The sequence below is a fragment of the Phyllobacterium sp. K27 genome (assembly GCF_054796155.1).
In genome coordinates this window covers 21,402-46,113 of sequence record NZ_JBTWND010000002.1, presented here as the reverse complement: position 1 = coordinate 46,113, position 24,712 = coordinate 21,402, and the positions used below count along the sequence as shown (strand labels likewise).

Annotated in this window: 22 protein-coding genes and 1 pseudogene; 16 read left to right on the top strand and 7 right to left on the bottom strand. The window is 56.3% G+C overall.

Features of this window, described 5'->3' with window-relative positions; all coding sequences use genetic code 11:
• Positions 1–154 precede the first annotated feature (154 nt).
• Positions 155–304 (bottom strand): hypothetical protein, encoded by a 150-nt coding sequence (locus ACYJL1_RS17085; protein ID WP_460898139.1) that lies wholly within the window; start codon positions 302–304, stop codon positions 155–157.
• Positions 305–582: 278 nt separating this feature from the next.
• A complete protein-coding gene (locus ACYJL1_RS17080) occupies positions 583–1,161 on the bottom strand; it encodes a TetR/AcrR family transcriptional regulator (protein WP_460898138.1) in 579 nt (192 codons plus the stop codon).
• 76 nt (positions 1,162–1,237) lie between these two features.
• Here ACYJL1_RS17080 and ACYJL1_RS17075 point away from each other — a divergent pair, with 76 nt between their 5' ends.
• Positions 1,238–2,449 carry an FAD-dependent monooxygenase gene (locus ACYJL1_RS17075; protein WP_460898137.1) on the top strand — a complete coding sequence of 404 codons (1,212 nt, stop codon included), beginning with the start codon at positions 1,238–1,240 and terminating at the stop codon, positions 2,447–2,449.
• Between the two features lie 220 nt (positions 2,450–2,669).
• Here the strand turns inward: ACYJL1_RS17075 and ACYJL1_RS17070 are convergent, their stop codons facing one another.
• On the bottom strand, positions 2,670–3,800 hold the full coding sequence (locus ACYJL1_RS17070) for an ATP phosphoribosyltransferase regulatory subunit (RefSeq protein ID WP_460898136.1): 1,131 nt from the start codon (positions 3,798–3,800) through the stop codon (positions 2,670–2,672).
• A 420-nt stretch (positions 3,801–4,220) separates the two neighbouring features.
• Between ACYJL1_RS17070 and ACYJL1_RS17065 the strand changes: the two genes are divergently transcribed.
• Complete coding sequence (locus ACYJL1_RS17065; protein WP_460898135.1) at positions 4,221–4,946, top strand: UTRA domain-containing protein; 726 nt, start codon at positions 4,221–4,223, stop codon at positions 4,944–4,946.
• A gap of 218 nt (positions 4,947–5,164) precedes the next feature.
• Positions 5,165–5,396: pseudogene (locus ACYJL1_RS17060) on the top strand (IS5/IS1182 family transposase); the annotation flags it as partial.
• A gap of 61 nt (positions 5,397–5,457) precedes the next feature.
• On the opposite strand, the gene ACYJL1_RS17055 reads toward ACYJL1_RS17060, so the two are convergent.
• Genes ACYJL1_RS17055 through ACYJL1_RS17045 form a run of 3 tightly spaced genes read right to left on the bottom strand, consistent with a single transcriptional unit; the run spans position 5,458 to position 7,857 of the window.
• On the bottom strand, positions 5,458–6,084 hold the full coding sequence (locus ACYJL1_RS17055) for a HutD/Ves family protein (RefSeq protein ID WP_460898134.1): 627 nt from the start codon (positions 6,082–6,084) through the stop codon (positions 5,458–5,460).
• Between the two features lie 50 nt (positions 6,085–6,134).
• The gene (locus tag ACYJL1_RS17050; RefSeq protein ID WP_460898283.1) at positions 6,135–7,037 is read right to left on the bottom strand and encodes a branched-chain amino acid aminotransferase; all 903 of its coding nucleotides are present in this window, start codon (positions 7,035–7,037) and stop codon (positions 6,135–6,137) included.
• Between the two features lie 22 nt (positions 7,038–7,059).
• Positions 7,060–7,857 carry an N-formylglutamate amidohydrolase gene (locus ACYJL1_RS17045; protein WP_460898133.1) on the bottom strand — a complete coding sequence of 266 codons (798 nt, stop codon included), beginning with the start codon at positions 7,855–7,857 and terminating at the stop codon, positions 7,060–7,062.
• Between the two features lie 97 nt (positions 7,858–7,954).
• Here ACYJL1_RS17045 and hutU point away from each other — a divergent pair, with 97 nt between their 5' ends.
• The 4 genes from hutU to ACYJL1_RS17025 all read left to right on the top strand — a co-directional run bounded on the left by hutU (position 7,955) and on the right by ACYJL1_RS17025 (position 14,004).
• A complete protein-coding gene (hutU, locus tag ACYJL1_RS17040; RefSeq protein ID WP_460898132.1) occupies positions 7,955–9,610 on the top strand; it encodes a urocanate hydratase in 1,656 nt (551 codons plus the stop codon).
• Between the two features lie 39 nt (positions 9,611–9,649).
• Positions 9,650–10,918 carry an imidazolonepropionase gene (hutI, locus tag ACYJL1_RS17035; RefSeq protein ID WP_460898131.1) on the top strand — a complete coding sequence of 423 codons (1,269 nt, stop codon included), beginning with the start codon at positions 9,650–9,652 and terminating at the stop codon, positions 10,916–10,918.
• 52 nt (positions 10,919–10,970) lie between these two features.
• Positions 10,971–12,506, top strand: a complete 1,536-nt coding sequence (hutH, locus tag ACYJL1_RS17030) for a histidine ammonia-lyase (RefSeq protein WP_460898130.1) — start codon at positions 10,971–10,973, stop codon at positions 12,504–12,506.
• A gap of 85 nt (positions 12,507–12,591) precedes the next feature.
• Positions 12,592–14,004: an FAD-binding oxidoreductase gene (locus tag ACYJL1_RS17025; RefSeq protein ID WP_460898129.1), complete on the top strand. Its 1,413-nt coding sequence runs from the start codon at positions 12,592–12,594 to the stop codon at positions 14,002–14,004.
• On the opposite strand, the gene ACYJL1_RS17020 is transcribed toward ACYJL1_RS17025, so the two are convergent.
• Positions 14,001–14,690, bottom strand: a complete 690-nt coding sequence (locus ACYJL1_RS17020; protein WP_460898128.1) for a hypothetical protein — start codon at positions 14,688–14,690, stop codon at positions 14,001–14,003. The genes ACYJL1_RS17025 and ACYJL1_RS17020 overlap by 4 nt on opposite strands.
• Before the next feature lie 157 nt (positions 14,691–14,847).
• On the opposite strand from ACYJL1_RS17020, the gene hisC reads away from it, so the two are divergent.
• From hisC to ACYJL1_RS16975, 9 genes are all read left to right on the top strand, one after another.
• Complete coding sequence (gene hisC / locus ACYJL1_RS17015) at positions 14,848–15,945, top strand: histidinol-phosphate transaminase (protein WP_460898127.1); 1,098 nt, start codon at positions 14,848–14,850, stop codon at positions 15,943–15,945.
• The gene (gene hutF / locus ACYJL1_RS17010) at positions 15,942–17,369 is read left to right on the top strand and encodes a formimidoylglutamate deiminase (protein WP_460898126.1); all 1,428 of its coding nucleotides are present in this window, start codon (positions 15,942–15,944) and stop codon (positions 17,367–17,369) included. The genes hisC and hutF overlap by 4 nt, the downstream gene beginning before the upstream one ends.
• An 89-nt stretch (positions 17,370–17,458) precedes the next feature.
• Complete coding sequence (locus tag ACYJL1_RS17005) at positions 17,459–18,439, top strand: succinylglutamate desuccinylase/aspartoacylase family protein (protein WP_460898125.1); 981 nt, start codon at positions 17,459–17,461, stop codon at positions 18,437–18,439.
• Positions 18,440–18,660: 221 nt separating this feature from the next.
• A complete protein-coding gene (locus ACYJL1_RS17000) occupies positions 18,661–19,854 on the top strand; it encodes an ABC transporter ATP-binding protein (protein WP_460898124.1) in 1,194 nt (397 codons plus the stop codon).
• A gap of 48 nt (positions 19,855–19,902) precedes the next feature.
• Entirely contained in the window at positions 19,903–21,036 is a 1,134-nt protein-coding gene (locus ACYJL1_RS16995; RefSeq protein WP_460898123.1) for an ABC transporter substrate-binding protein, read from the top strand.
• A 56-nt stretch (positions 21,037–21,092) separates the two neighbouring features.
• Entirely contained in the window at positions 21,093–22,043 is a 951-nt protein-coding gene (locus ACYJL1_RS16990; protein WP_460898122.1) for an ABC transporter permease, read from the top strand.
• Positions 22,040–22,849: an ABC transporter permease gene (locus ACYJL1_RS16985; protein ID WP_460898121.1), complete on the top strand. Its 810-nt coding sequence runs from the start codon at positions 22,040–22,042 to the stop codon at positions 22,847–22,849. The genes ACYJL1_RS16990 and ACYJL1_RS16985 overlap by 4 nt, the downstream gene beginning before the upstream one ends.
• A 146-nt stretch (positions 22,850–22,995) precedes the next feature.
• Positions 22,996–23,214 (top strand): hypothetical protein, encoded by a 219-nt coding sequence (locus ACYJL1_RS16980; RefSeq protein WP_460898120.1) that lies wholly within the window; start codon positions 22,996–22,998, stop codon positions 23,212–23,214.
• Between the two features lie 163 nt (positions 23,215–23,377).
• A complete protein-coding gene (locus ACYJL1_RS16975; RefSeq protein WP_460898119.1) occupies positions 23,378–24,616 on the top strand; it encodes an MFS transporter in 1,239 nt (412 codons plus the stop codon).
• Positions 24,617–24,712 lie beyond the last annotated feature (96 nt).

Below are 24,712 nucleotides of genomic sequence, written 5' to 3'. Positions count from 1 at the left end.
CCCCTTCCGACCACAGGCGGCTTCCAGCCCGAGCGAAACCCACCGCTAAAAGCTGTCAGCACCCTGCCCAGCCTATCGAATGATCGATCGGCGGCATCTGAATCGAAGATGCCCGTCTTCGAAATCAACTGTCGTAACAGTTTCTTGCTCGAGCTTACACGAGGAACGATCTGCCCGCCGTGGCTATAGCGTCGAGATCCGCCGCCGATAGGACATGAACGAGATAGGCATTCAAACCCGCCGCCCGGAGCGTCTGGCCGATTTCGTCATAGACGGCTGCTCCAAAGCCTCTGCTGCTGCTCAAGATTACCACGGCCGGACAGGTTGCGTTCGCGCAATCCCCGAAGCTCTCCACCAGAACCCTGCCGCCAGCTGTGGGGACAGTCAATTGCTGCCGCGACGATTGAGCGTTGGCCCCGATGGAAAACGGGAAATGGCCAGGGCCGCGATAATGAAATTGAAAAGACGCATGAGCCTGCCTGTGTTGGCTTTCAGTGCGAAAGATTGAATCACGCAACAGTCAGGTGCTGCCCATCTGAGTAATGATCCTTTACGCGCGGTGCGCTCGCCCTTGCGAAAGCACTAACCGGTCCGCACAAGGGGCAGGAATACCGTGTCGATCCAGGCATGCTGCAAATCAACAGACGGCGGGGCCATGGACATGACCACGTGATGGCGGAAAAGGTCGGCCGGCAGGCTTGCCACTGGTGGCAGCAGCTTGCCGGGGTCGATTTCACCGCGAGCGACGCCGCGGTCCAGTATGATCTTGAGCGGATCTTCCTCACCGGCCAGCAGCACGGTCGCCCGAAATTCGCCGGGCGACGCCCTAGTCCCTTGGCGGAATTCGTGGAGGAAGAGCGCAAAGGCGGCCGTGAACACGTCGGCTCGCTCAGAAGCCTGCTGTAGAAATGACAGCAGCTCGTTGCGCAGATCGCCGAGGTCGGGAACTACCACCGGTCGACGGGCCAGTTCGCGCTGGATGGCAGCAGTCGCCAACTCCTGCCCGCTGGACCAGCGGCGGCTAAGCACCGGTCGGCTGGTGCCGGCCCGCGCCGCCGTCCCCTCCATCGTCAGCCCGGCATAGCCTTTTTCTCCCATCTCTGCCCATGCGGCGTCCAGGATCGCATTTTCGAGATCGGCTCCGCGACGGCGTTCGGACATGTTTACTCCGCTTTAAGATGCAATAATGTATCTTGTAAATGCTCTGCTTTGCTATTAGATGCGTTTAAGCATCTTAATGCAAGGAGACTGTAGGATGTCTATCGCACCATGTCGCGGCCGCATACTTGTGTCTGGCGCCAGCGTCGCCGGGCCGGTCGTGGCCTTTTGGCTCACTCGCTACGGATTTGAAGTAACCGTGGTGGAGCGGGCGCCAAGCCTTCGCGCCAGTGGCTATCCCATCGACCTGCGTGGCGCCGCCATGGTGGCCGCTGAGCGCATGGGGCTGCTACCGCAATTGCTGGCGGCCCATATCGGAACGCGGCGAATGACCTTTGTCGATGAGGCCGGCGCTGTGTTGGCCCGTGTCGAGCCGGATGTCGTAACCAGCAATGTCAGCGCAAGGGCCGTGGAACTTCCCCGCGGGGAACTGGCCGCAATGCTGTTCGACCTGACGCGGGAGCATGTCGACTATCGCTTCAGCCAATCCATCATGGCGCTGGAGGACGGGCCTGAGCATGTGGCAGTCACTTTCCAGGACGGCTTGCAGGAGACGTTCGACCTGGTGATCGGCGCCGACGGTTTGCATTCCAACACACGAAAGCTGGTCTTCGGGGCCGAGGCGCAGTTTACGAAAAATGCCGGATTCTGCTTTGCCGGCTTTGCCATGCCCAACACTTTTGGGCTCAATCGAGAGGGCGTCACTTGGAACGTGCCCGGACGAATGGCAACTCTTTATGCGGCGGGCGGGCAGGACTACCTGCATGGACTGCTGGCCTTTGCCCATGACGGCGTGGTGCGGGATGCGGGTGAGCAGCGGCGGCTGGTTCAGCGAACTTTTGCCGGATATGGCTGGCATGTCCCGCAGATGATCGACGCAATGGATCGAGCCGAGGACTTCTACTTCGACACTATCCAGCAGGTGCGTATGCCGAGCTGGCACAAGGGCCGCGTGGCGCTTGTCGGCGACGCAGCCTATGCACCCTCATTCCTGACTGGCCAAGGCACGAGCCTCGCTCTGGCCGGTGCATATGTGCTGGCGAGCGAACTAGCCCACCACCCTGATCACGCGTCGGCGCTCGCCGCCTATGAAGAGCGCCTGCGGCCATTCGTATCGGCAAACCAGGCCACTGTGGACGAGGGTCAGGCGATGGTCTTTCCTACCTCGATTGAGCAGCTGCAGTTCAGGAATGCCGCAATTCAGGGGATGCACTCGGCAGCGGAGGCCGCTCCGGAAGGGCAAGCCCCCCATGATGCGCTTGACTTGCGGGACTACGTGGCGATGCTATAGCACGTACAGGCCGCCCAACGGCGTGCATCGCAGAGAGTCACAACAACAGGAAATAGATGTGTCTCGGCCCGCACTTCGGCTTCTAGAAAGCCTACGGTTTTCGATGAAACTGATAGAATGTTCGCATGTGCTCACCCGCCAGTTTTTGCGGTGTCGAAGAGTACCTTCTACCCGCTTTCTTGAAGACGCCGCGTAAGCCGCTAGTGTCCTGAGAACGATACTATAAGCCCAGGAGTTTGTCCTTCTCCGCCTTGATATGATCAAGTTGCAGCGAGAAGCCGACACTGGGAATACCCACCTGCGATCCAAGCAAGGTTAGAAGGCTATCAAACCGGCCACCGCCAGCAATGACGGTAGAGTTCTGAAGCCCGATCACCTCAAACACCAAGCCTGTATAGTAGTCAAAAGGTCTCCCAAAAGCGGCTCGGTATCGAACAAGCCCAAGATCAACGCCGGCGTTCTCCAGGGCTGCCTTACGCCCGTTGAATTGAAGAAGCGAGGCACTGATGTCCAATCCTGTCCTTGATGCAAAATCCGAAAGTGCGATTGGCGCGTCGGCCAATGGCAAATCAAGCTGCAAGAACACCCTCAAGATTTCTAGGCATGTGGTAGACAGCTGTGTTTGAGCCATCGCCATTTTTGCCTTCAACCTCAAGGCAATTTCAGATGGTGAACGTGAGGCGTCGGTGCGGTGGCCATGATTCTTCATCGCCCCGGCTATATGGGCGATCAATCGCTGCTCGTCACCGCTTGCAATTATAGCAGCGAGCTTAGCATCAATCTTGGGACCGGAGTCGGGCCTTGCCAATTTTTTAAGTAGCAAGTCAATCTGTGTAGGCTTCCCGAACGCCTGAATGAACCGCCGCTGCCAACCTGCATGTAAGTCGAGCGCTTGCACCACCGCCTGAAAAACGCCTTGGTCACCGACAATGACTTCAAACTTTTCTATAGGAAGCAGGTTATGAGTGATATGACATGCGTTTGCGATGACCTTGGCGTCTGCACCGGCAATGTCATCATCACCGATATCTTCAATCCCACTCTGCAACATTTCTCGTGGTCCATGTCGATCTTGTCGGAACACCTTGCCAAGGTACGAATAGCGTCTAAGTCCAGACGCTCCATTTTGCAGATGATAAAGGCATACGGGAATCGTGAAGTCGGGACGTACGCAAAGGCTAGCGCCGGCCTCGTTCTCGGTCATAAAAATCTGACGTCGCAAATTTTCCCCGACTGCATCAAGAAACGGGTTCGCCGGTTGGATGATCGGGAGTTCCAACCGTTCGGTATCCAGCGCGGCAAGTATCTCGCGCAGTTCGTCCAGATAGCTATTGCCTTCAGGTTTTTTCATAGAATTTGCGATCCAGACTGATTTTCCCGGCATAAGGCTGTCAGGCAATCCCGAGCTAGGTGGGTGTTGAGTTTGCGCAACGAAGGCATGCTACCATCCATCCAGCGGGATGACTGAAAGCTGCACCTTCGACGCAACCTCGGTTTAAAAACCGCGCATCGTTCACATTTGTGAGAGCAGCAGCGAATATCGCGTCCCATCCGCCAAGGTTTTCCTTTCGCAGGCCTGATCGATGAGGATGCAGCGGATCGTCTATCTAAAAGTGTAGCCTTTTGCTTCTGACCGACACCTGCCTACTGGCAATCGTGATTGCGACTTGAAATGTTTGTACCAGCATATACAAAGAAGTACTTGACTTGTAAATCGGCGAATACGCGCTATTGCTAGCGCGAGGAATTCTATTCAAAAGAGCGGAAAGCTATGGCGAAACAGGAAGACGAGCGACCATCCACCCTATACGACATGGTCAAGCGCCATGTGCGCTCAAAGATCGAAAGCGGGGAGTGGGGACCAAATGATCGCCTGCCGTCCGAGGTGGTTTTGGTCGAACAGTTGGGTGTCTCCCGGATGACGGTTCACCGAGCTCTCCGGGAACTTACATTATCCGGAGTCCTCTTTCGTATTTCAGGTGTCGGTACCTTCGTTTCGGCTGAGATCCCCGCGTCGATCCCTCTAGCGTTGCGGGATATTTCCGCTGAAATATCCGCACAAGGAGGGGTCCATTCAGCCGAAGTCGTAAAACTCGATGAAGTAGAGGCAGACGGCGAAGTTGCACGAGCCCTAGAAGTGAAGGGCGGAACTAAACTATATCATTCCATCATAGTCCATCGTGAAAACGAAAAAGAGGTCCAGCTCGAGGAGCGCCATATTTTGCCAGTCTTCGCTCCAGAATACCTCAACACCGATTTTACGAAAGAGACTACATTTCAGCATCTCTGGAGAAACTCGAAGCCGACCGCTGTCGAGCAATATATTTACGGGGTGTTGGCCGGAGAAAAGAATATTTCAGACCTTCTTTCAGTTGGCAAAAATGAACCGTGCCTTCTTCTTGTAAGGCGGACTTGGGTGGGAGATACTGTAGCTACCTTCAGTCGGTTCTATTATCCTGGCAGCCGCTACAGACTCCGAGATTTCCATCAATCGTAGCGCTCATTTCGCGCTTAGAGCCTGTCCGACAATTGGATGAGTGATCGGGCCGATGATGGTTCCATGGAGGTGTCTGGAGCCTGAACGGAAGCGCCATGTGGAAGCCCCCACCTAACGGCAGTATAGATGCAACCAATCACGATACGATACCGACCTAACGGACGCGGAATGGGCGGTGATTCGCCCCATCTGCCGAGAGGACCGTAAGCCAACTCGGCCCCTTCGTAGCCAAGGTATTTGCCCACATGGGCAACTCAGGCGACCGGCCGCAAAATGCTACGCTGGTCAACGTCAAGATAGTCTGCAAGCCGGATCAGGTAGGCTTTGCCGTCCATCCAAAGCGGTGGGTTGCCGAGCGCTTCTTCGCTTGGACCAACCGAAACCGGCGACTTTGGAAGGGTCCCGGAAGCGACTGTCAGGTCTGCCACGGTCTTCCTCTACGCCGCTTAAGACGCGCGGAACTCGGCATCGGCCGCGAACGCCGGGGCAAGGTGAGTCTGCGACACCGTCGTCAGCCGAAACCCGACCGTTGCGGAGCGGCGGCTAGAAACAACATGACTTGGGCATCAGGACTAAGAGCTTCTAGAGAAAGGGATAATTCTTCGGCTTGAACCGGACTATTAAAAATCAAGGTATCTCCTTCGTTGATAATGTCCGCGTTCTCGCCGTCCGCGCTAACAAGGACACTGCCGCTCACGGCAAAGCAAATCGCGACCGCTGCCCCCGTCCAACGAAGCTGCATGCTGCCACTGAAAGTGATCGATTCCGCGCGGGCGTCGATATCGTCTTTTCGGAAAAGGAAATTGAGATCGCGGCATTGCCGCGAACTCGACAGTTGCGCATGCAGCGGCCGATTGCAAGAAAAGCGCTGTGGCATTCCTAGGTTCAACGTAAGCGATTCACCATCTTCGAACTCAAGCGTCATCGGATCTCCTTCAAGGAGAACGATGATCCGATCCAACTCCGGAAAAACAGAAAATGGCCCGCTCTCCGCCACCGTGGCAAGGCTGAGACGCCAGAGCAAACCATCGCAGTCGTCCTTGCGAGCGATTTCACGCGTGTCGCCGGCACCATTTTTCCAACTCATTTCAACATGGTCCGCGTATCGAATTACGCGTGTGAGCGGCTGCTTCCGCAAATCGGATCTCCTGAATCTCTATTTTTAGGCAACGGGACGGCATCCACGCGCTACCCCGGTGCGGGCTGGAGTTGGACGTCTATCGCGCTGGCATTCTCCGTTCGCACAAGCTCGGCATAGGCCTCAATCAACCGGCTGGTGATGGCGCTCGGCCGAAATGCAATCGCATCGATAGCACCGACCGGCGTTATCTCCGATGCAGTTCCTGTTAGAAAACACTCTGTAAACTTCGATATTTCGGTTCGTGCTATTTCTCGCTCGACTACGCTCAAGCCGGCTTGATGGGCAAGAGCGACGACTGTCTGCCGTGTCAACCCGTTCAAGAAGCACAGGGGCGTTGGCGTGTGGATTTTCCCCTCCGCGACGAAAAAGACGTTTGCTGCCGAAGCCTCTGCGACGTTGCCCATCCAGTCGAGCAACAAGGCGTCCTGATATCCATTTCTGAGGGCCGCGTGCTTCGCTATGGTCGTGATCGCGTAATTTGCGGCTGCTTTTGCCTGGGGCGGGCTGCATTCAGGCGGTGGACGGCGCCAGGACGCTGTCTGGATCTTGATGCCGTCCAGGCGGTCTTGCTCATTGAAATAGGAGGGCCAATCCCACGCCGCGATTGCAACATGTATGCGATTGTTTGGAGCGGCGGCCGACGTGGTCTCGCTGCCACGCCAGACTACTGGGCGGATGTAGGCATCCTTGAGCCCATTCGCCGAAAGCACTTGCAAGGTTGCCTGGTTGAGTTCGGCCTCATGAAATGGGATTTTCATATCCAGCAAAGCGGCGGACTGAATCAAGCGCTGGGTATGGCGCGTCAGTTCAAAAACGAACCCGCCATAGGACCGCTCGCCCTCGAACACAGAACTAGCGTAGTGCAACCCATGTGTGAGGACATGCAGTTTCGCTTCACGCCACGGAATAAGTTTGCCATCGAACCAGATCCAACCGTCGCGGTCATCCATCGGTACAGACACGATACTTTCCTTATTTTTTGATTTCAGGTTTCCAGCTTGCGGCTGCAGCAACGAAGGCCTCCAGCGTTGGCTGGAGGTTTTCACACTTTTCGAGATCAAGCGTCGGAGCAGGCTGTTCGTTCATGTACACCGCCCGCGACATCTCCAGTTGGAAAGCATGGATGCCATTTTCAGGTGAACCGTAGCTGCGGGTGATGAATCCGCCCTTGAAGATTTCGTCGACTGCTACAGAGTAGCGGCCAGATCGCTCCAGCGCTGAAGCAAGGCGGCCCCGAAGCTCGATTGCACAACTTGTTCCGCCCCCGGTACCCAGATTTAGATCTGGTATCCGGCTGGCAAAATAGCGCGTCACGACCGAACGTATGGAATGGCAGTCGAACAGGATCGCGTAGCCATGCTGGGCGCACGTCTCGTTTAACGCCGCAGATAGTCGGTCGTGATAGGGGCGCCAGTAGCGCGCAACGCGGGACGCGATTTCTTCCGGTCCGGGTTCCTCTCCGCTCTGGTAGAGAGGAACGTCGTCAAAGTCGGCTGTCGGCACGAGTCCAGGATGGTTCATGCCGGCGACCTGCTTTCCAGTGGGGTCGCGACTAAGGTCCACGACATAGCGCGATAGTCGCGATGTGATGATCGTGGCGTCCGTATCCCACAGGAAGCGATACAAGCGGTCGAGGTCCCAGTCCGTGTCCCCGACCATTCGCCCCGTCGCAGACATACGATGCTGGATTTCTATGGGGATGTAGCTGCCGCTATGCGGCATGCTGACGACGAACGGGGAGTTTCCTTGTCTGTACTCGTAGTTGTGCATGAGCCCTCCAAAAATACCGTTGACGTACTGTTTGGACCGGTATAGACCGGACTATACAAAATGACAACTGGGAAATATGCCCTAAAGGAGGATGCTAATGAGACTGCCGCCCAATGAAAAAATCCTGGCCCCGCGCGGATTGGACCTGAACACCAAAGGCTGGCAGCAGGAGACTGCTTATAGACTGCTGATGAACAATCTCGAGGTCGCCGAAAAACCGCGGGAGCTGATCGTATACGGTGGCCGCGGGAAGGCTGCCAGAAACTGGGACAGTTACTTCAAGATCTTGGAAAGTCTCGGCAACCTAGAAGGTGATGAGACCCTGATCGTTCAGTCAGGCAAGCCCGTTGCCATTTGGCGCACCCATGAATGGGCGCCGCGCGTACTCATCTCGAACGGCATGCTTGTGGACCACTGGAGCACGCTGGAGCACTTCAATGCGCTCGAGGATAAGGGCTTGACAATGTACGGTCAGATGACGGCCGGCAGTTGGTGCAACATTGGTTCGCAAGGCATCGTCCAGGGAACCTATGAGACCTTTGCAACTATCGCCAAGATGAAGTTTGGCGGTACATTGAAGGGGCGTATTTCGATCACCGGCGGTCTTGGGATGTTCAGTGGGATCATGCCCCACTGCATCACGTTAAACGGTGGCGTCAGCATCGGCGTGGAGATCGATCCGGAACGGATTGCCCGCCGCATTGAGCTGGGCTTCGTTCACGAGATGGTTGAAGACGCGGATGAAGCCTACCGCCTGGCGAAGGAATACGCTGATCGCGGCGAGGCCCGTGCGATTGCCTTGCTCGGCAACATCGCCGACGTTCTGGCTTATTATTTGGAGAAAGGAATCCATTTCGATATCGTGACGGACCAGACATCGGCCCACGATATGTTGGAGGGGTACGTTCCCGGTGGCATGACCTACGGCGAGGCTCTGTCGCTCAGGAAAAGCAACCCCACGGAGTATATCCAGCGCGCGCGCGCGACCACGGTCAAGCAGGTCAAGGCGATGGTCGGCTATCAGAGCCGCGGGGCAATGGTGTTTGACTACGGCAACAACGTCCGGCAGGAAGCGCTGAACGCCGGCTACAAAGATGCTTTTGCCTTCCCAGGCTTCGTCGAAGCATTCATTCGTCCACTGTTCTGTGAAGGTCGAGGCCCGTTCAGATGGATCTGCCTGTCCGGCGAAGAAAGCGACCTGCGCAAGACCGAAGCGGCGGCATTGCGCGAATTTGGTGACGACGAGGTTTTTGCAAACTGGATCAAACTGGCATCAAAGCACCAGCCGATCGAAGGGTTGCCGGCTCGGCTTGGCTATCTGGGTTACGGTCAGCGAGCGCATTTCGGTCTTGTTCTCAATGAGATGGTGCGCTCAGGCGAATTGAAAGGCCCCGTCGCCATCAGCCGCGATCACCTGGACACTGGTTCAGTCGCATCACCGAACCGGGAGACCGAACGCATGCTCGACGGAAGTGATGCCATTGCAGATTGGCCGATCCTCAACGCCATGCTCAACGTGGCCTGCGGCGCAACCTATGTCGCCGTGCACAATGGCGGTGGTGTCGGCATCGGGTATTCCACGCACAGCGGTGTCGTCGTCCTTGCCGATGGCACAGATCTCGGTGCCAAGAAGGTTGAACGCTGCTTGACGGTCGATTGCGGAATGGGCGTCGTTCGCCACGCCGACGCCGGCTATGACATCGCGATCAACACAGCGAAGTCGAAAGGCATCAGAATGCCGATGCTTGCCTAGTCGGCACCAATCGCACTTCGGCGTTAAGGAGTGGCACAAATGCTAGTAGATCTGATTATCCAAAACACTCGAGAGGTTGTGACACCATTTGGTGCCGGAGGGCCAAAAAAAGGGCGGGAGCTTGCAGAGCTTCACGTCATAGCTGATGGCGCGATCGCATCATCCAAGGGTCGGATCGTTGCGGTCGGCCCTCGAAAGGAAGTCCTTTCGCAGGTCGATCTCAGTCCGGACGCGCGCATCTTGGATGCGGGGCAACGCGTCGTCGTCCCGGGATTCGTCGATCCCCATACTCATCTGCTTTTCGCCGGTGGACGTGAAGATGAATTCCTGATGCGTGTGAGGGGTGAGAGTTACCTCGAAATCGGACGCAAGGGGGGCGGCATTGTCAGAACGACAGCCGCCACCCGTTCCGCTTCGCAAGAGGCGCTGGTTACCCAGGGGCGGGCTCACCTCGACATGATGGTGCGTCAGGGCACGACCTCGGTAGAAATAAAGAGCGGCTACGGCCTGTCGACCGAAAGTGAGGTCCGGATGCTTCGCGCCACCGAGGTGTTGCGTGACACTCATATTGCAACAATCCGCACAACCTTCCTTGGAGCACATGCGGTTCCCCCAGAATTTGAGGCCGATCCGGACCGCTACGTGGATCTGATCATCAATGAAATGCTTCCGGCGGTCCACGCCGCAAATCTCGCTGACTACTGCGACGTGTTTTGCGAGACGGGATACTTTGACGTGGATCAGTCCCGAGAAATCCTTCGGAGAGCGAAGGCCTTGGGAATGAAGCTCAAGGTTCATGGCAATGAGCTTGCCCCGTCCGGTGGATGCCGTCTGGCCGCGGAAATGGGGGCGGTCAGCGTTGATCATTGCAATTGCGTCGATGATGTCGATCTCGACGTGATGGCGACCGCCGGAACGATGGCTGTGGGACTGCCTGGCACCCCATTCTTCAAACTTGCGCCGAGTTACGCCAACGGTCGCCGCATCGTCGACGCAGGCGTGGCGCTTGCTCTCGCCACCGACTACAATCCGACAGCGTCCATCTCGTCGATGCACTTCGTCATGTTTCTGGGCTGCCTGGAGATGGGACTTGATCCCGCCGAGGCGCTGTGTGCGTCCACCCTCAATGCCGCATATGCCATGGGTGTAGAGGCAAGCGTGGGATCGCTCGAGGTTGGAAAATCCACTGACGTCCTGTTCCTCGACATCGAAGACTTCCGGCATATTCCGTTTTACGTAGGACGCGACATCATTGATCTTGTCGTTAAAGCCGGCAAGCCGGTCGCTGGGAAGACGCGGGTCAACTGAACCGCACGCCATCGCTTGCAACCAGACATCAACTTATCTTGGGAGAATATTCGTGACGAAACTGAAAATTGAGATCGATCCTGGTGCCGTAACTCTTGGAACGCTGAGAAGCGTGTTGTTCAATAGCGTTGAAATCGAGCTTGCTCCGAGCTCCAAAAGCAGGATCGACGCGTGTGCTCAACAGGTTCAATCGATTATCGACAGCGGTCAGACCGTATATGCGCTGAACACGGGTTTTGGAAAATTTTCCCAGACCAAGGTCACCTCGGAGCAAATGGAGCTCCTGCAGCGCAACCTCGTGCTCTCGCACAGCACCGGGATTGGGGACCTCCTTCCCGATGAAACCGTTCGCCTCATGCTCGTTCTCAAGGTCATCGCCCTTGCTCGCGGCTTCTCCGGCGTCCGCTATGATGTCATTGACTTTCTAGTGAGACTGATCAACGCGGAAGTCTATCCATGTGTCCCAGCCAAAGGTTCGGTAGGGGCTTCCGGCGATCTTGCCCCACTCTCCCACATGGCCTCTGCAATGATCGGCGTCGGAAAGATGCGCTATCAGGGCAAGGTGGTCTCCGCCCAGGAGGGTCTGCGCATTGCTGGGCTGGGGCCCTATCGCCTCGGTCCGAAAGAAGGTGTCGGGCTTGTCAACGGAACGCAGACTTCGACGGCTTTAGGTCTTCAGGGCCTGTTCCAGGCCGAACATGCTATGGCGGCATCAATCTGCACCGGCGCCTTGTCGGTGGAAGCTGCAGCTGGTCTCCATGGGCCATATGATCCGCGAATTCACGCCGCGCGGGGCCAAGCCGGCCAGCAGAAGGTTGCAGCTGAAATTCTCCGCCTCGTGACTGGCAGCGAGATCCGTCACGCCAATCGCGACAGCGGAAAAGTCCAAGACCCGTATTCGCTTCGGTGCCAGTCTCAAGTCTTGGGCGCGGCGCTCGACGCGATAAACTACGCCGCCAACGTGCTGGAGATTGAAAGCAACGGCGTTTCGGACAGCCCGCTGATCTTCACGGAACAGGGAGATGTGGTTTCTGGTGGCAATTTCCATGCGGAGCCGGTCGCGATCGCGGCAGATGTGCTGGCAATCGGGATCGCGGAAACGGGCGCGATTTCCGAGCGGAGGCTAGCGCTTCTCATCGACCCGATTTTCAGCGGGTTGCCGGCATTCCTGATCAAGGATGGCGGGATCAATTCGGGATTCATGAACGTGCAGGTCACGGCCGCCTCTCTTGCCTCGGAAAATAAGTCGCTTGCTCATCCCGCGAGCGTCGACTCGATCCCGACATCGGCTGGTCAGGAGGACCATGTGTCGATGGCGACGTTTGCAGCGCGACGAACGGTCGATATGGCACGCAATACAAGCGCGATCATCGGCTGCGAGCTGTTTGGAGCGGCACAAGGGATTGAACTGCGCAGACCTCTGCGCGCGACACCTGCGCTTGAGGCGTTCGTGGCCAAGGTCAGAGAACAGGCGAGCTTCGTCGAGGTCGATCGCTTCATGGCGCCTGATATCGAGTGGACGACGAGTTTGGTTGAGAGCGGATACTTTTACGACGCTGTGTCTGGCGTCTTGCCGTCGGCCAGGTAAGTAAACTTCAGCGAGACCGCATTATTTTTCTGGTGCGGCAGCTAAATCCTGCTCTGAAAGTTTGTCATCTTTGATGGAGGAGACCATGGCGCTATCCCCGGTTGACAATGCCATCACCCGCATTCGTGAAAGTCTTGGAGAGCGAATTTCTCAAGCGGCGGCTGAAAGGGAAGCACATTCCCACGGGGAGTCGTGGCACGTTGCCCTTATCCCCGATGCCGTCGTCTACGCACAAAATGCGGAAGAAGTAGCGAGCATCGCCAGGATATGTCACGAAGAGCGCGTTCCATTGATACCTTTCGGGGCAGGCACCTCATTGGAGGGTCACGTCACCGCCGTAAAAGGTGGCATCATACTCGATCTCAGCCGGATGAACAAAATTCTTGAGGTCAGTGCAGCGGATCTGGATTGCACGATCGAGCCGGGTGTGACACGGCTCCAGCTGAACGACCACATCCGTGATAGTGGTCTGTTTTTTCCCATCGACCCAGGCGCGGATGCTTCGCTTGGCGGGATGGCCTCAACTCGCGCCTCAGGCACCACAGCGGTCCGATACGGTACGATGCGGGAAAATGTTCTTGCCCTCGATGTTGTCTTAGCCGATGGGACAGCTTTGCGAACAGGCTCAAGGGCACGGAAATCCGCGGCTGGATATGATCTTACAAAGTTATTTGTAGGCGCGGAGGGAACGCTCGGGATCATCACGAAACTTTCGCTCAGACTTCACGGGATACCCGAAACAATCGTCGCCGCAGTCTGTTCCTTTGAGACACTCGGCGGGGCCGTCGACACGGTCATCGAAACAATTCAATCGGGCATACCCATCGCCCGCGTCGAGTTGCTCGATGATGTGCAGATGGATGCGGTCAACAAATATTCCAAGCTCTCCTATCCTGTAACATCGACGCTTTTCTTCGAGTTTCATGGCACGCCGCGTGCCGTTGAAGAACATGTCGCCATAGTACGAGATATCGCATCGGCAAACGGTGGCGGCGACATGACTTGGGCGGACAATACAGAAAAACGCAGTGCATTGTGGAAGGCGCGCCATACAGCCTACTATGCGGCTCTGGCGCTGAGACCAGGATCCAAGGGCTGGTCGACCGATGTCTGCGTCCCAATATCGCGTCTGACGGAATGCGTTCTTGAAACAAAGGCAGATATCGAGGCAAGCGGTCTGCTTGCTCCGATCATCGGTCATGTGGGAGACGGAAATTTTCATCTTGCCCATGTGATCGACCCACTCGACAAGGATCTGCTGGCGCGTACCTATGCGTTCAACGAACGCCTGGCACAACGCGCCCTCGATTTTGGAGGCACTTGCACCGGTGAGCACGGCATCGGAACGGGCAAGATGCGCTTCCTCGAGATCGAGGCGGGGGAGGGCGCGATTGCTGTTATGTCCAGTATCAAGAGAACGCTTGATCCCCACAATATAATGAATCCTGGAAAGGTCTTGCGGCTCTCAGAAAATGCCGATACCGCCAAGCTTTTTTAGCTTGGCGTTAGTTGCTCAATCGTGCGCGGCAACGCGGTGCCGGATGCAAGAGACATCGCATGGATCATCATCGCGCGGTTGCCGGTAAGCACACGTCCACTGAGCCTCGAGTTCATCGACTTCGGGATCGCCTGCCACGTCCTCATGGCAGTGCACGGAACGAGAACGACTTCGGCGGATGGATCGTCTGCCTCTGCCAGCGACTGCTGGATTGAAACAAGACTGAGTGTGGACATGGCACGATCGTGCGCAAGTCTCAATGTAAGCGCACGAATTACCTCAAATCCCTCCGCTTCGTAGCCCGCCACCGTTCTTTGATTGATCGCGGGGTCGGAGGTTGTCAGCAACAGCGATATACGCCGGACTCCGGCCGCCTTCAGCACAGCAATAGCGGCCGCGCCGGGGTCTGTCACATTCAACTGTGGCCGTCCAAGCCGGAGTATCGTTGACAATGAGTCGCGACCGATCGCCATGGCCGCGGCGGAGCATGCGACCGCGATGACGTCGAGGCGATCGTCTCGAAGCACGGTGCTCGCTACATCGGCGATCGGCTGGGCAAGAGCAGCCAACGACTGGCGGGTGAAGTCTATCGGATCAGGTATTCTTGCGACGTGCAGCGTCAGCTCTTGGCTGGTCAATGCATAGCTGCACTCCGTCTCGCAAACGGGGTCACGACCCAAAACCATAAGCCCAATCCTCCCGCGGGGGCCGGGACCGACATCGAAGACTTTGGGTGTGGTTACCGGTGACACGGACGGCATGAATACCTCGATTTGCTATTGACATGGAGGTGTGAACTAATAAAAGTATATACCGGTATGAACATTATAGCAAGGACGTTACATGCCCCTCACAGCTAGACTTGGAATTGATCAAATCGTTGGCTATGTCCCCGATGAGGCGCGGTCGCCCGCGAATATCCGTCCACTGCATCTGGCATCCAACGAACTTCCATTTGGCCCCTCCCAAGCCGTCAGGAGTGCAGCCGTGGCGGCGTGCAGGCAAACAAATCGATATCCCGACGGAGGGGCCCAGCTGCTTAGAGAGCGGGTCGCTCACCTGCACCGACTCGAGACTGACCGGATTCTCGCCGGGTCAGGGTCGGAGGAGCTGCTGCAGCTCGTGTGTCGTGCCTTCGCGAAAGATGGTGACGAGGTGCTGAACAGCGAATTCGGCTTCATGATGTATCCAATTATCGCGCGAAGCGTTGGTGCGACGCCCACGACTGCGAAGGAACAGAACTTTCAAGTCGACGTGCGAGCCATGCTGGCGGCGGTGACCCCGGCTACACGCGTTGTCTTTTTAACGAACCCTGCAAATCCGACCGGTACATACATTCCGAAAGCGGATATTGAATTGCTCATCCAAGAGCTTCCCTCGGACGTTCTCCTGGTGGTGGATGAAGCATATGCCGAATTTGTCGATGCCCCGGACTTTGCATCGGCGCTCCCTTACGCCAAAGACGTATCGAATGTTGTCGTAACGAGGACCTTCTCCAAGATGTTCGGCCTTGGTGGATTGCGCGTAGGCTGGGCTTACGCGCCAAAAGTTGTGATGGACGCGGTCAACAAAATACGGCTGCCGTTCAACGTTTCCGTCGTTGGCCAAGCTGCTGCGATGGCCGTGATGGACGATCCGGAACATGTCGAGAAAACGCGCGCTTATATTCGCACTGCCCGTGACTGGACGTCGGAGCGCTTGCGTAAGCTCGGCCTGGACGTAACGCCGAGTGTGACGAGCTTCATCATGGTTGGATTTCCTGAAGGTCGCGGGACTGCCGCGGAAGCAGTCGATGATCTGCGGGCAAACGGAATTCTCGTGCGTCCGCTTGGCGCCTACGACCTGCATAATCACATACGCGTCACGATCGGAACGCATTCCGACATGCGCCGTGTCGTAGCAACGCTGGCGGCCTACCTGAAGCGAGCAGCGCGACCATGAGGTGGGCCGATAGGACGGCAGACCAGTTCGAAGTCTCAGGCAGCAGTAGTTCAAGTACAAGTCTTTTTGCTCGCACAGCGCTACTGCCGCAGGGCTGGGCTGATGATGTCGCAATCGAGGTTGAGGGGGACACGATTGCTTCCGTCACGCCAGGGGCCAAGCCCGCTGGCGAAGTGCTCGACGTGTTGATCCCGGGAATCCCCAATCTGCACTCACACGCTTTTCAGCGACTGATTGCTGGCATGGCGGAATCGAGGAATTCACGCTCGGATTCTTTCTGGTCGTGGCGGGACTTCATGTTTCGGGTGCTGAGTGCTCTCGATCCCGACGCGCTCGAGGATATCTACGCCTATGTCTTCGCTTCGATGATCGAAGCAGGATACACATCGGTCGCGGAATTTCACTATGTTCATAATGACCGTGACGGCCGAGCTTACGATAACGATGCGGAAATGTCGTTGCGTGCAGTCGCTGCTGCACGGGCTGCCGGTCTGGCCATAACGCACCTGCCTGTGGTCTATTGCCGTGGCGGTTTCGATAACGCCCCTCTGAGTACCCACCAGCGGCGTCTCGCCTGCAAACTCGACAGGGCGCAATCCATGGCGATGGCTGTGCGCGCTGAATTCAAGGATTGGGGTGGCCTTAATGTCGGGCTTGCGCCGCACTCGCTTCGAGCGGTTGCGCCCTCCTTGCTACGTCCTCTTTCCCAGGCAGTTGCGGAACTCGGTGCAAGCTCCGTCATCCATATTCATGTCTCGGAGCAGGTTCAGGAGGTTGAGGAATGTCGACGGATTCATGGCCTTACCCCGATCGAGCTCCTAACGCAGTCAATAGACCTCAGCGATCGCTGGAACCTTATCCACTGTACTCAGGCGAATCCGCAAGAGTTCACGGAGATCGCTAAGGCTGGCGCTGCGGTTGTGCTTTGCCCTGTCACCGAGGCAAACCTCGGCGATGGCGCGATCGATTTACCCTCGCTGATCGCAAGCGGCGTCCGCTTCGGGATAGGCTCCGACTCTCAAGCCTCGCTCGATCCGTGGCTGGAGCTTACAATTCTCGAGTATTCGCAGCGCTTTCGCTTGAGGCAGCGAAACGTCGCGTGCGACGACCGCCGATCAGTTGGCCGCTTTTTAGTCGAAAACTGCACTGAGGCAGGTGCGAAATCACTTGGCCGCCCAACCGGTCGCTTAGCTGTTGGCTACAAGGCGGACATCGTCGAGCTGCGGCGGGATGCCGATCCAAGCTTGGCCTACTTATCAGGCGACCAATTTCTCGATGCTTGGATGTTCGCAGCGGACCGAGCTCGTCCCGCGTCGGTCTTTGTCGGCGGTAGCCGTTTGGTCGAAAACGGAATGCATAGGAATTCGGGCGAATTGGAAAAACGTTATCTAAAGGCAGTCGAACGGATGCGTGAGCTGCTTTAGGCGGTGGCGATGGATCCCCGTCGTTAGGCATAAAGATCAACTGAGTGGAGCGCTTTTGAGCAACTTCGCTAAAATCATGAGGCTTTGAAATGCTACCTCGCTTTGATCAAGATGGCAAAAGTTGGGGCATACTGCCGATTCCGCATTCGAGCCATGTATCGGCCTACGGCCAAATTGAAGTGCCTGTCGGAATCATCAAGAATGGAGCCGGACCAACTGTGTTGCTTATCGCTGGCAACCATGGCGACGAGTACGAAGGCCAATTTGCACTCAGACGCCTCTTCCATGAACTCAACCCCCACCAGGTGAATGGCCGCATCGTGATCGTACCCGCCGCCAATCCTCCGGCTGTCTATGCTTCCGCTCGCACATCTCCACTTGACCAAGGCAATCTGAATCGCTTGTTCCCCGGCGACAAATTCGGCGGGCCGACATCGGCAACCGCCAATGCGATAACCGACATACTGCTCCCCCACGCGAATTATCTGATTGACCTTCATTCCGGGGGATCGTCCCTTGAATATCTGCCATGCACGATACTCCAGCGTGTGCGCGACGAAAAAATCTACAAAATCCAGGAGGACATGGCCCGGGCTTTTGGAGCGCCTCTCAGCCTGGTATACGACGCGCTTCCCGGCCTCGAGCGGTCGCTCAGCGGGATCGCCATCGGCTTAAATGTGCCAAGCATCGCAACCGAACTTGGCGGTGGGGGAGGGTGCACGCCGGACACGGTCAAAATCGGATATCGTGGTGTTCAGTCCGTCTTGGCGCACCTTGGTGTCCTAGAGGATGGATCTGCTGAGCCTTCGGATACCTTCCTCTTCGTCAATACGAGCACCGACTACCTTCGGTCACCGGACGACGGTTTTTTCGAGCCCCACGCCGAGTTGGGGGACGAGGTTCAAGAAGGACAGATTGCGGGACTCCTGTACCGGTTTTCCGACCTGGATGAGGTGCCGAGACCACTGCATTTTGGGCGTGCCGGGGTCGTCGTGTGCAGGCGCACCCACACAAAGTCGAGCCGCGGAGATTGTCTGTTTCACACGGCAAAAGGTGCCACGCCGACGTAAAGCAGCCCCAATTCGATGGCGCCCGGGCGGAATGAAGTGACCTGAAGATGTCCGCTCTCATGGTTGGTGAATGGCAGAGACGAGAGTGCAGCGCGTCACAGTATTTGGGCCAGCATTCTGGCGGGAACCTAGACCAGATTGTCCTTGTCATAATGTCTATACCGGTATATAAGATTGCCAATCAAGCTTGGCATCAAAAAACAAGCAAGGGAACATAATCGGTGACAGAATTAACCTCGATATCAGGAACCATGCTGGGTACCCGCGTGGCCCATGAGCCAGTCGCCAATGGCCACAGCAACGGTCCAAACCTCGTTGCGGACCCAGCGACAAGAGTCCTCGTGTCGGTGGACAGGGTATCCAAGCGTTACGGCAGTTTCGTTGCCGTAGACGATGTTTCCTTCGATCTCCACGCCGGCCAATTTCTCACGATCCTCGGACCGAGCGGATGCGGGAAAAGCAGCTTGTTGCGGCTCATTGCTGGCTTCTCGGACCTGAGTGGAGGTCACATACTGATCGACAGTAAGGCGGTGGACGCCGTGCCTCCCCATCGTCGTTCGATTGGTATGGTCTTCCAGCGACTGGCTTTGTTTCCCCATATGACGGTGGCGGAGAATGTGGCGTTCCCCCTCAAAATGCGACGCTTTGATCCCAAAACTATTCCCGAACGTGTAGAGCGGTACCTTAATCTCGTACGGCTCGGCGGTTATCAGAGCCGGCGGATCTCGGAATTGTCCGGCGGGCAGCAGCAGCGAGTTGCCATCGCGCGCGCGCTGGTTTTTGAGCCCGCGCTGCTTCTGTTGGATGAGCCTCTCGCGGCGCTAGACAAAAAACTACGTGAAGAGATGCAGATCGAGTTCCGCCGCATTCAGCGTGAACTCGGCGTTACGACCATCAACGTCACACATGATCAGCGCGAGGCGCTTGTAATGTCGGATCGCGTGATGATTATGAACGAAGGTCGCGTGCAGCAGTTCGCGGCGCCGGAAACCGCCTATCAGGCTCCCGGCAATCGTTTTGTTGCCGATTTCATCGGGATGACCAATTTCTTCGCCGCGATTTTTCGGACATCCGAAACAGGTCCGTCGGTTGAAGTGTCCGGTCGTACGATCGGCCTCGATAAGCCGGACACTTTCGGTCTTATCGAAGGGGGCGAAGTGCAGTGCGGGATTCGCGCACACAGCGTTCTGATTGGCATCGACGCGGAACGCGATGCCGATGTTAAATTCGAAGGTGAGATTACCGAATCGATCTTCGAGGGGGAGCGGCTGATCCTTGAAGTGAAAGTCCCTGCACTAGGCGATCTACCTTTTAAAGCAGTCAGTTATCGAGTGGACGACGCGGCCGGACTGACACCCGGAGCAAAAGTGGCCTTTGGTTGGAAAAAAGAGAAACTGCTCCTTTTTGAAAGGTAGGCAGAAGACGGGAACTAAAACGCAAAACTCAAACTGGGAGACTACAAAATGAGCGAGCATGACGACCATTGGACCAACCACGCGGTGTCGCGGAGAAGCATGCTAAAAGGCACAGTAGCCGCGGGTGTCGCCGCGACGCTCGGGGCAGGAGCAACTGCTATACTGCCCCGATCCGCCCTCGCAGCGGAGCCAGAAAAGCCTAGTCAGTTGATCGTGCGAGCCTGGGGCGGAAGCTGGTCAAAAGCGCTTGAAGATTTCGTTTCGAAGCCCTTCACGGAAGCGACGGGTATCAAGGTCACCCACGACAATACCTACCACACGGAGATGAAAACTAAGATCTGGCAGGCGCAAGCTCAAAAGCGTGACTTGCCATGCCACATTACCTGGGACACGACCGCGAACGCCGAGACGTCAGCAAGACGTGGCGCAGCTGTTGATCTCGCGGACCTCAGCAATATCTCCCATATGAGGGAGCTCGCCTCGAAACGCGACGGTGGCGGTGTCCCCTATCTGAACATGTACATCTATGTGTACTGCATGGGATATGCCCCCAGCAAATTCCCCAATGGCGCGCCCGACAGTTGGCAAGCGTTCCTGGACCCGAGATTCAAAGGCCGGCTGGCACTGTTCTCGAGTGGAAACGGTACGATCCAAATTGCCCAAATCGCGGCCGGCGGAACGCTCGCAGACTATCCTGACAATATGGAGAAGGGATGGAAGTGGATTGAGTCCCTTCGGGCGCAGGAGCCACTTCTCGGTAAGGACGAGGATATTACCAGGTGGGGCCAGCAGCGTGAGTTTGACATCTCGATGAACGCGATTGCCGACATGGTCGACTATAAGCGTTCAGGCGGAGATATTGCCTGGACCGTACCGAAGGAAGGCGCCTACGCGACGACGGATTGCCTTTGGGTTCCAAAGGGCCTCCCAGAGAACGAAGAGTACTGGGCGAAGCAGTACATCAATTTCGCGATGCAGGATGAACCCAGTCAAAAATGGTGTGACGCGCTAGGGAATCCAAGTCTGAACAAGAGCTTCAAGGCTCCTGCCGAGTTCGCCAACGACCCGGCTTATCCGTCCAAGGAGGAGGACTACAAAAGGCTCGTCCTGATTCCCGCAGGGATAGAAGCAGACAATTCCGACAAGTGGGTGCTCCGCTTCAAATCCATCATGAACATCTAACGCAAGTGTGGCGAGGCGGTTCGATGCCGCCTCGCCATTTGTTGGGGGAAAATGACGTGACTATTTCCATTACACGCTCCTACCGATTGCCCATCAGGTGGCGGGTTGCCGATTTTATCGAGTCGATATTTTCGAGAATCGTCGGCCCCAACTTGCGTCATGCAGCCCCTTACGTCTGGTTGATCCCGGCGTGCCTGTTGGTTGGTCTTCTGGCAGCCGGCATGATGTTGATGTTCGTCAACAGCTTTCACCAGTTGGACCGTAGCACTTTCCTGCTTTCGGACGAATTTTCGCTCGCTAACTACGAGCAGCTCCTCGCCCAGCCGGTGTTCGCCACAGTGCTTCAACGTTCGGTTATCTACTCGCTTATCGTGACCGCAATTACCGTGCCGCTCTCATTCCCGTACGCTTACGTCATGGTCCGGACCCGGTCAGCGCTCGTCCGGCGCATCCTCTTATTCTGTCTGTTCGTCCCCTTCTTCATCGGATCAGTGGTGCGTGCATACAGCTGGATCGTGGTTTTGGGTCGACACGGACTAGTTAACGAAATGCTGAGTCTCGGCGGGTTCGAAGCGGTAAAGATTCTTTATACGCCAACAGCAGTCGTCATCGGATTATCCCAGTACATGCTTCCATTCTCGGTTCTAATGATGGCTCCCGCCGTGACCTCAATCCCTGAAGAGATTGAAATGGCCGCAGAAGGTCTGGGTGCGTCGTGGTATCAGACTTTGATCCAGGTCGTGTTTCCTATGGCGAAGCCCGGTATCGTCGCGGCGACGATCGTCGTTTTCACACTATCGCTGACGGACTATGCGATGCCGACGATGATGGGCGGCGGCACATTCGATTTCGTTTCAAACCTCGTCTACGACGTGTTCTTCGGTCTATCGGACTGGGGGTTGGGATCTGCATTCATGGTCGTGCTTGTTGTTGTGGGAACCTTGATGGTTGTCGCGATCATGGCAGCCTTCGACCGACCTGCGTTGTTCAGAAGGAGAGCAAAATGAGAGGAGCTTCACTTCGGCGGATCATCTTTGGCGGATGCACGATATTTGTGGTCTTATTCCTGACCATTCCAACAGTCATTGTGGTAATCTCCTCGTTTACCAGCGGCGAGATACTGCAATTCCCGCCCCAGGGATTCTCACTTAAGTGGTACAAAGCTCTGGTGAATCATTCCGATATTCAGTCGGCCATGATGCGCTCCTTGATGGTGGCAACGATATGTACTGCATTGGCGATCCCAGTCGGGACGCTCGCGGCGTTGGCGATGAACAAATATCGGATCCGCTTCGCCGGAGTCTTCAAGTTGTACCTGCTGCTGCCCTTTACGATCCCCGTGGTTGTGTCGGGCATCGGTCTTCTGGTCCTTTATGGCGAAATAAACCTAGTAGACAATCTCTGGGGTGTCGGAGTGGCACTTTGCGCGATCAACATCCCATTTATGATCTGGGCCGTCGCGGCGAGCGTCAATGCACTGGATTTCGATCTAGAGAACGCAGCAGCCAATCTTGGCGCGCCGCCATTGCAAAGCTTTCTCTTCGTAACGGTTCCGGCCGTCACGCCCGGGATCGTGACGGGTGCTTTGCTTATGTTTATTTTGGCAATGAACGAATTTGTGGTGAGCTTGCTGCTTGTGAGCAAGCGGACCATGACGCTTCCTGTTCAAATGTTCCTTTCGATTCGATCGAACGTGACGCCTGATCTCGCCGCCGTCGCGGTGATTTACATAGTCATCTCGATCATCGCGATTGTTGTTTTAGACAAGGTTGTCGGTTTGGACTTGTTCCTGAAATCCCGCGTCACGGTCTAGGCGCCGCGACGACCGAGTTAACCAATACCTTTCGGCCCCGACACCCGTGATTTTGAAAAGATCCGAGGCTTAAATTTTGCCTGTCGCTCTCGATGAACGTAAGCCGGTTCTCCGGAAGCGCTGACTCATGGGTGGGAAGGGCTGCGATGAGCAAGACCACGAATGAGTTTTCGCCAAGGCGAGGAAGTAGAATGTTCTCGCAGAGCATCGCGAGCTGGATGGCGGCACGAGCCGGTTTCCTCAAGAGCGACTTCGGAACCTACGTACCGGCACTTCAGATTGCCGGACTCATGTGTCTGTTGACGGCTCTCTCTGCGCTGTTGTTGGGACGATCGGGTCTGGCAGGCGCTCCTCAAGCCAATTGAGCAGTCGGCTGGGCTTGAGAACCCAATATAGCAGGTGGCTGCTCAAGCTAAACATTTGCTGGCGCCCTGGCGCGTCTGGACGCAGACGCATCTGCTCACCGTGTTCGGACGCGCGAAACACTTGGTGCCGTTGGGGCTCTTACGATGCGAAAAGGATTGAGCTATGCGGCCTAAACAATTCTATGGGTGGTATGTCGTTGCGGCGGCCAACGTTCTGTTGATGGTCACATTCGGAGCTTCATATTCCTTTGGAGCCTTCTTCACCGAGATTCAAAGAAACTTCGCGGCAGATCGCTTCACCGTAGCATCTGCGTTCTCCATGACGGCTTTTTTCTCCTACTTCATTGGTGTCTTTTCTGGGTCGTTCGCCGACCGTTACTCGACCCGCGGCATCATCGCACTTGGTATCGTCTTCCTCGCTGCCGGCTTTCTGCTAAGCAGTTTTGCTTCACAATCCCTCCAAATCTTTATGACGTTGTTCTGCCTTTTCGTCGGCCTGGGAGTTGGTCTTGTCTACGTACCCACCATCAGCGCCGTCCAGCGCTGGTTCATAAAGCGCCGGAGCAAGGCCTCGGGTATTGCGCTCGCGGGAACCGGCGTTGGCATATTCGTCGGACCAAACGTTGCCGGCTTGCTGATGCAGTATTTTACCTGGCAAGACACCATGCGAATATTTGCAATCGCCATCGCAATAGCTGGTCTATCTTCGGCACTGGTGCTTCATTCGTCGCCACAATCGGTCGGACTATTACCCGATGGGGATACTATCCTACCTCCGGAACCGAATGCTGTGGACGGCATTTTATTGTTCGAGGCTTTGAGCACAACACGCTTTTGGTGGTATTTTGGGGCCATTTTTTTGGGTTCGGTAGGGCTCTTCGTCGGTCTGGTTCATATCAATCCGTTTGCGCAAGGGATTGGCGCTACACCGATCGAAGCCAATCTACTTATCGGCCTTATTGGTGTCGGGAACGTCGGCGGGCGATTGTTTCTTGGTGGCGTGGGGGACAGGCTCGGTGCTCGCCGACTGCTTCTGTGGCTCACGATCTCGCTTGGCGTGTTGAACGGACTTTGGCTTACCGCACAAGGGATGGTCAGCCTCTCCTTGTTCGCCCTCTTATTCGGTGCGGCAAATGGCGGATGCATCTCGCTCTATCCAGCCGTCGCTGCAGATTGGTTTGGAACGAGAAATCTCGGCGCAATTTTGGGCGCCCTTTACATTGCTGTTGGGGTCGCAGCAATTGGGGGCGGGAGCGTCGCCGGACTTCTTTACGATCATTTCCACGATTACACGGTCACCATAGCGCTGAGCGGCCTGTGTGCCCTTTGTTCCGCAGCGCTACTGGCCTTTGCAACAGGGAACTCCCCGGGCCGGAAGCCGTCAACTGTCCCCTGGCGCTAAAAGCTAGATGAAACCTCTGTCGACAGCGTCACATCCCCAACAGCCGGCCCGTCCTGTCGCCGAGCAGTCCTCATAGCAGTCCGAGATGCATCTCTC

What these genes read in the sequence shown, in the direction of transcription:
- ACYJL1_RS17080 (WP_460898138.1), bottom strand. Translation starts at nt 1,161, where the DNA reads ATGTCCGAACGCCGTCGCGGAGCCGATCTCGAAAATGCGATCCTGGAC.
- ACYJL1_RS17075 (WP_460898137.1), top strand. Translation starts at nt 1,238, where the DNA reads ATGCAAGGAGACTGTAGGATGTCTATCGCACCATGTCGCGGCCGCATA.
- ACYJL1_RS17070 (WP_460898136.1), bottom strand. Translation starts at nt 3,800, where the DNA reads ATGAAAAAACCTGAAGGCAATAGCTATCTGGACGAACTGCGCGAGATA.
- ACYJL1_RS17065 (WP_460898135.1), top strand. Translation starts at nt 4,221, where the DNA reads ATGGCGAAACAGGAAGACGAGCGACCATCCACCCTATACGACATGGTC.
- ACYJL1_RS17050 (WP_460898283.1), bottom strand. Translation starts at nt 7,037, where the DNA reads ATGGATGACCGCGACGGTTGGATCTGGTTCGATGGCAAACTTATTCCG.
- ACYJL1_RS17045 (WP_460898133.1), bottom strand. Translation starts at nt 7,857, where the DNA reads ATGCACAACTACGAGTACAGACAAGGAAACTCCCCGTTCGTCGTCAGC.
- hutU (WP_460898132.1), top strand. Translation starts at nt 7,955, where the DNA reads ATGAGACTGCCGCCCAATGAAAAAATCCTGGCCCCGCGCGGATTGGAC.
- hutI (WP_460898131.1), top strand. Translation starts at nt 9,650, where the DNA reads ATGCTAGTAGATCTGATTATCCAAAACACTCGAGAGGTTGTGACACCA.
- ACYJL1_RS17025 (WP_460898129.1), top strand. Translation starts at nt 12,592, where the DNA reads ATGGCGCTATCCCCGGTTGACAATGCCATCACCCGCATTCGTGAAAGT.
- ACYJL1_RS17020 (WP_460898128.1), bottom strand. Translation starts at nt 14,690, where the DNA reads ATGGTTTTGGGTCGTGACCCCGTTTGCGAGACGGAGTGCAGCTATGCA.
- hisC (WP_460898127.1), top strand. Translation starts at nt 14,848, where the DNA reads ATGCCCCTCACAGCTAGACTTGGAATTGATCAAATCGTTGGCTATGTC.
- hutF (WP_460898126.1), top strand. Translation starts at nt 15,942, where the DNA reads ATGAGGTGGGCCGATAGGACGGCAGACCAGTTCGAAGTCTCAGGCAGC.
- ACYJL1_RS17005 (WP_460898125.1), top strand. Translation starts at nt 17,459, where the DNA reads ATGCTACCTCGCTTTGATCAAGATGGCAAAAGTTGGGGCATACTGCCG.
- ACYJL1_RS16995 (WP_460898123.1), top strand. Translation starts at nt 19,903, where the DNA reads ATGAGCGAGCATGACGACCATTGGACCAACCACGCGGTGTCGCGGAGA.
- ACYJL1_RS16985 (WP_460898121.1), top strand. Translation starts at nt 22,040, where the DNA reads ATGAGAGGAGCTTCACTTCGGCGGATCATCTTTGGCGGATGCACGATA.
- ACYJL1_RS16980 (WP_460898120.1), top strand. Translation starts at nt 22,996, where the DNA reads ATGAGCAAGACCACGAATGAGTTTTCGCCAAGGCGAGGAAGTAGAATG.
- ACYJL1_RS16975 (WP_460898119.1), top strand. Translation starts at nt 23,378, where the DNA reads ATGCGGCCTAAACAATTCTATGGGTGGTATGTCGTTGCGGCGGCCAAC.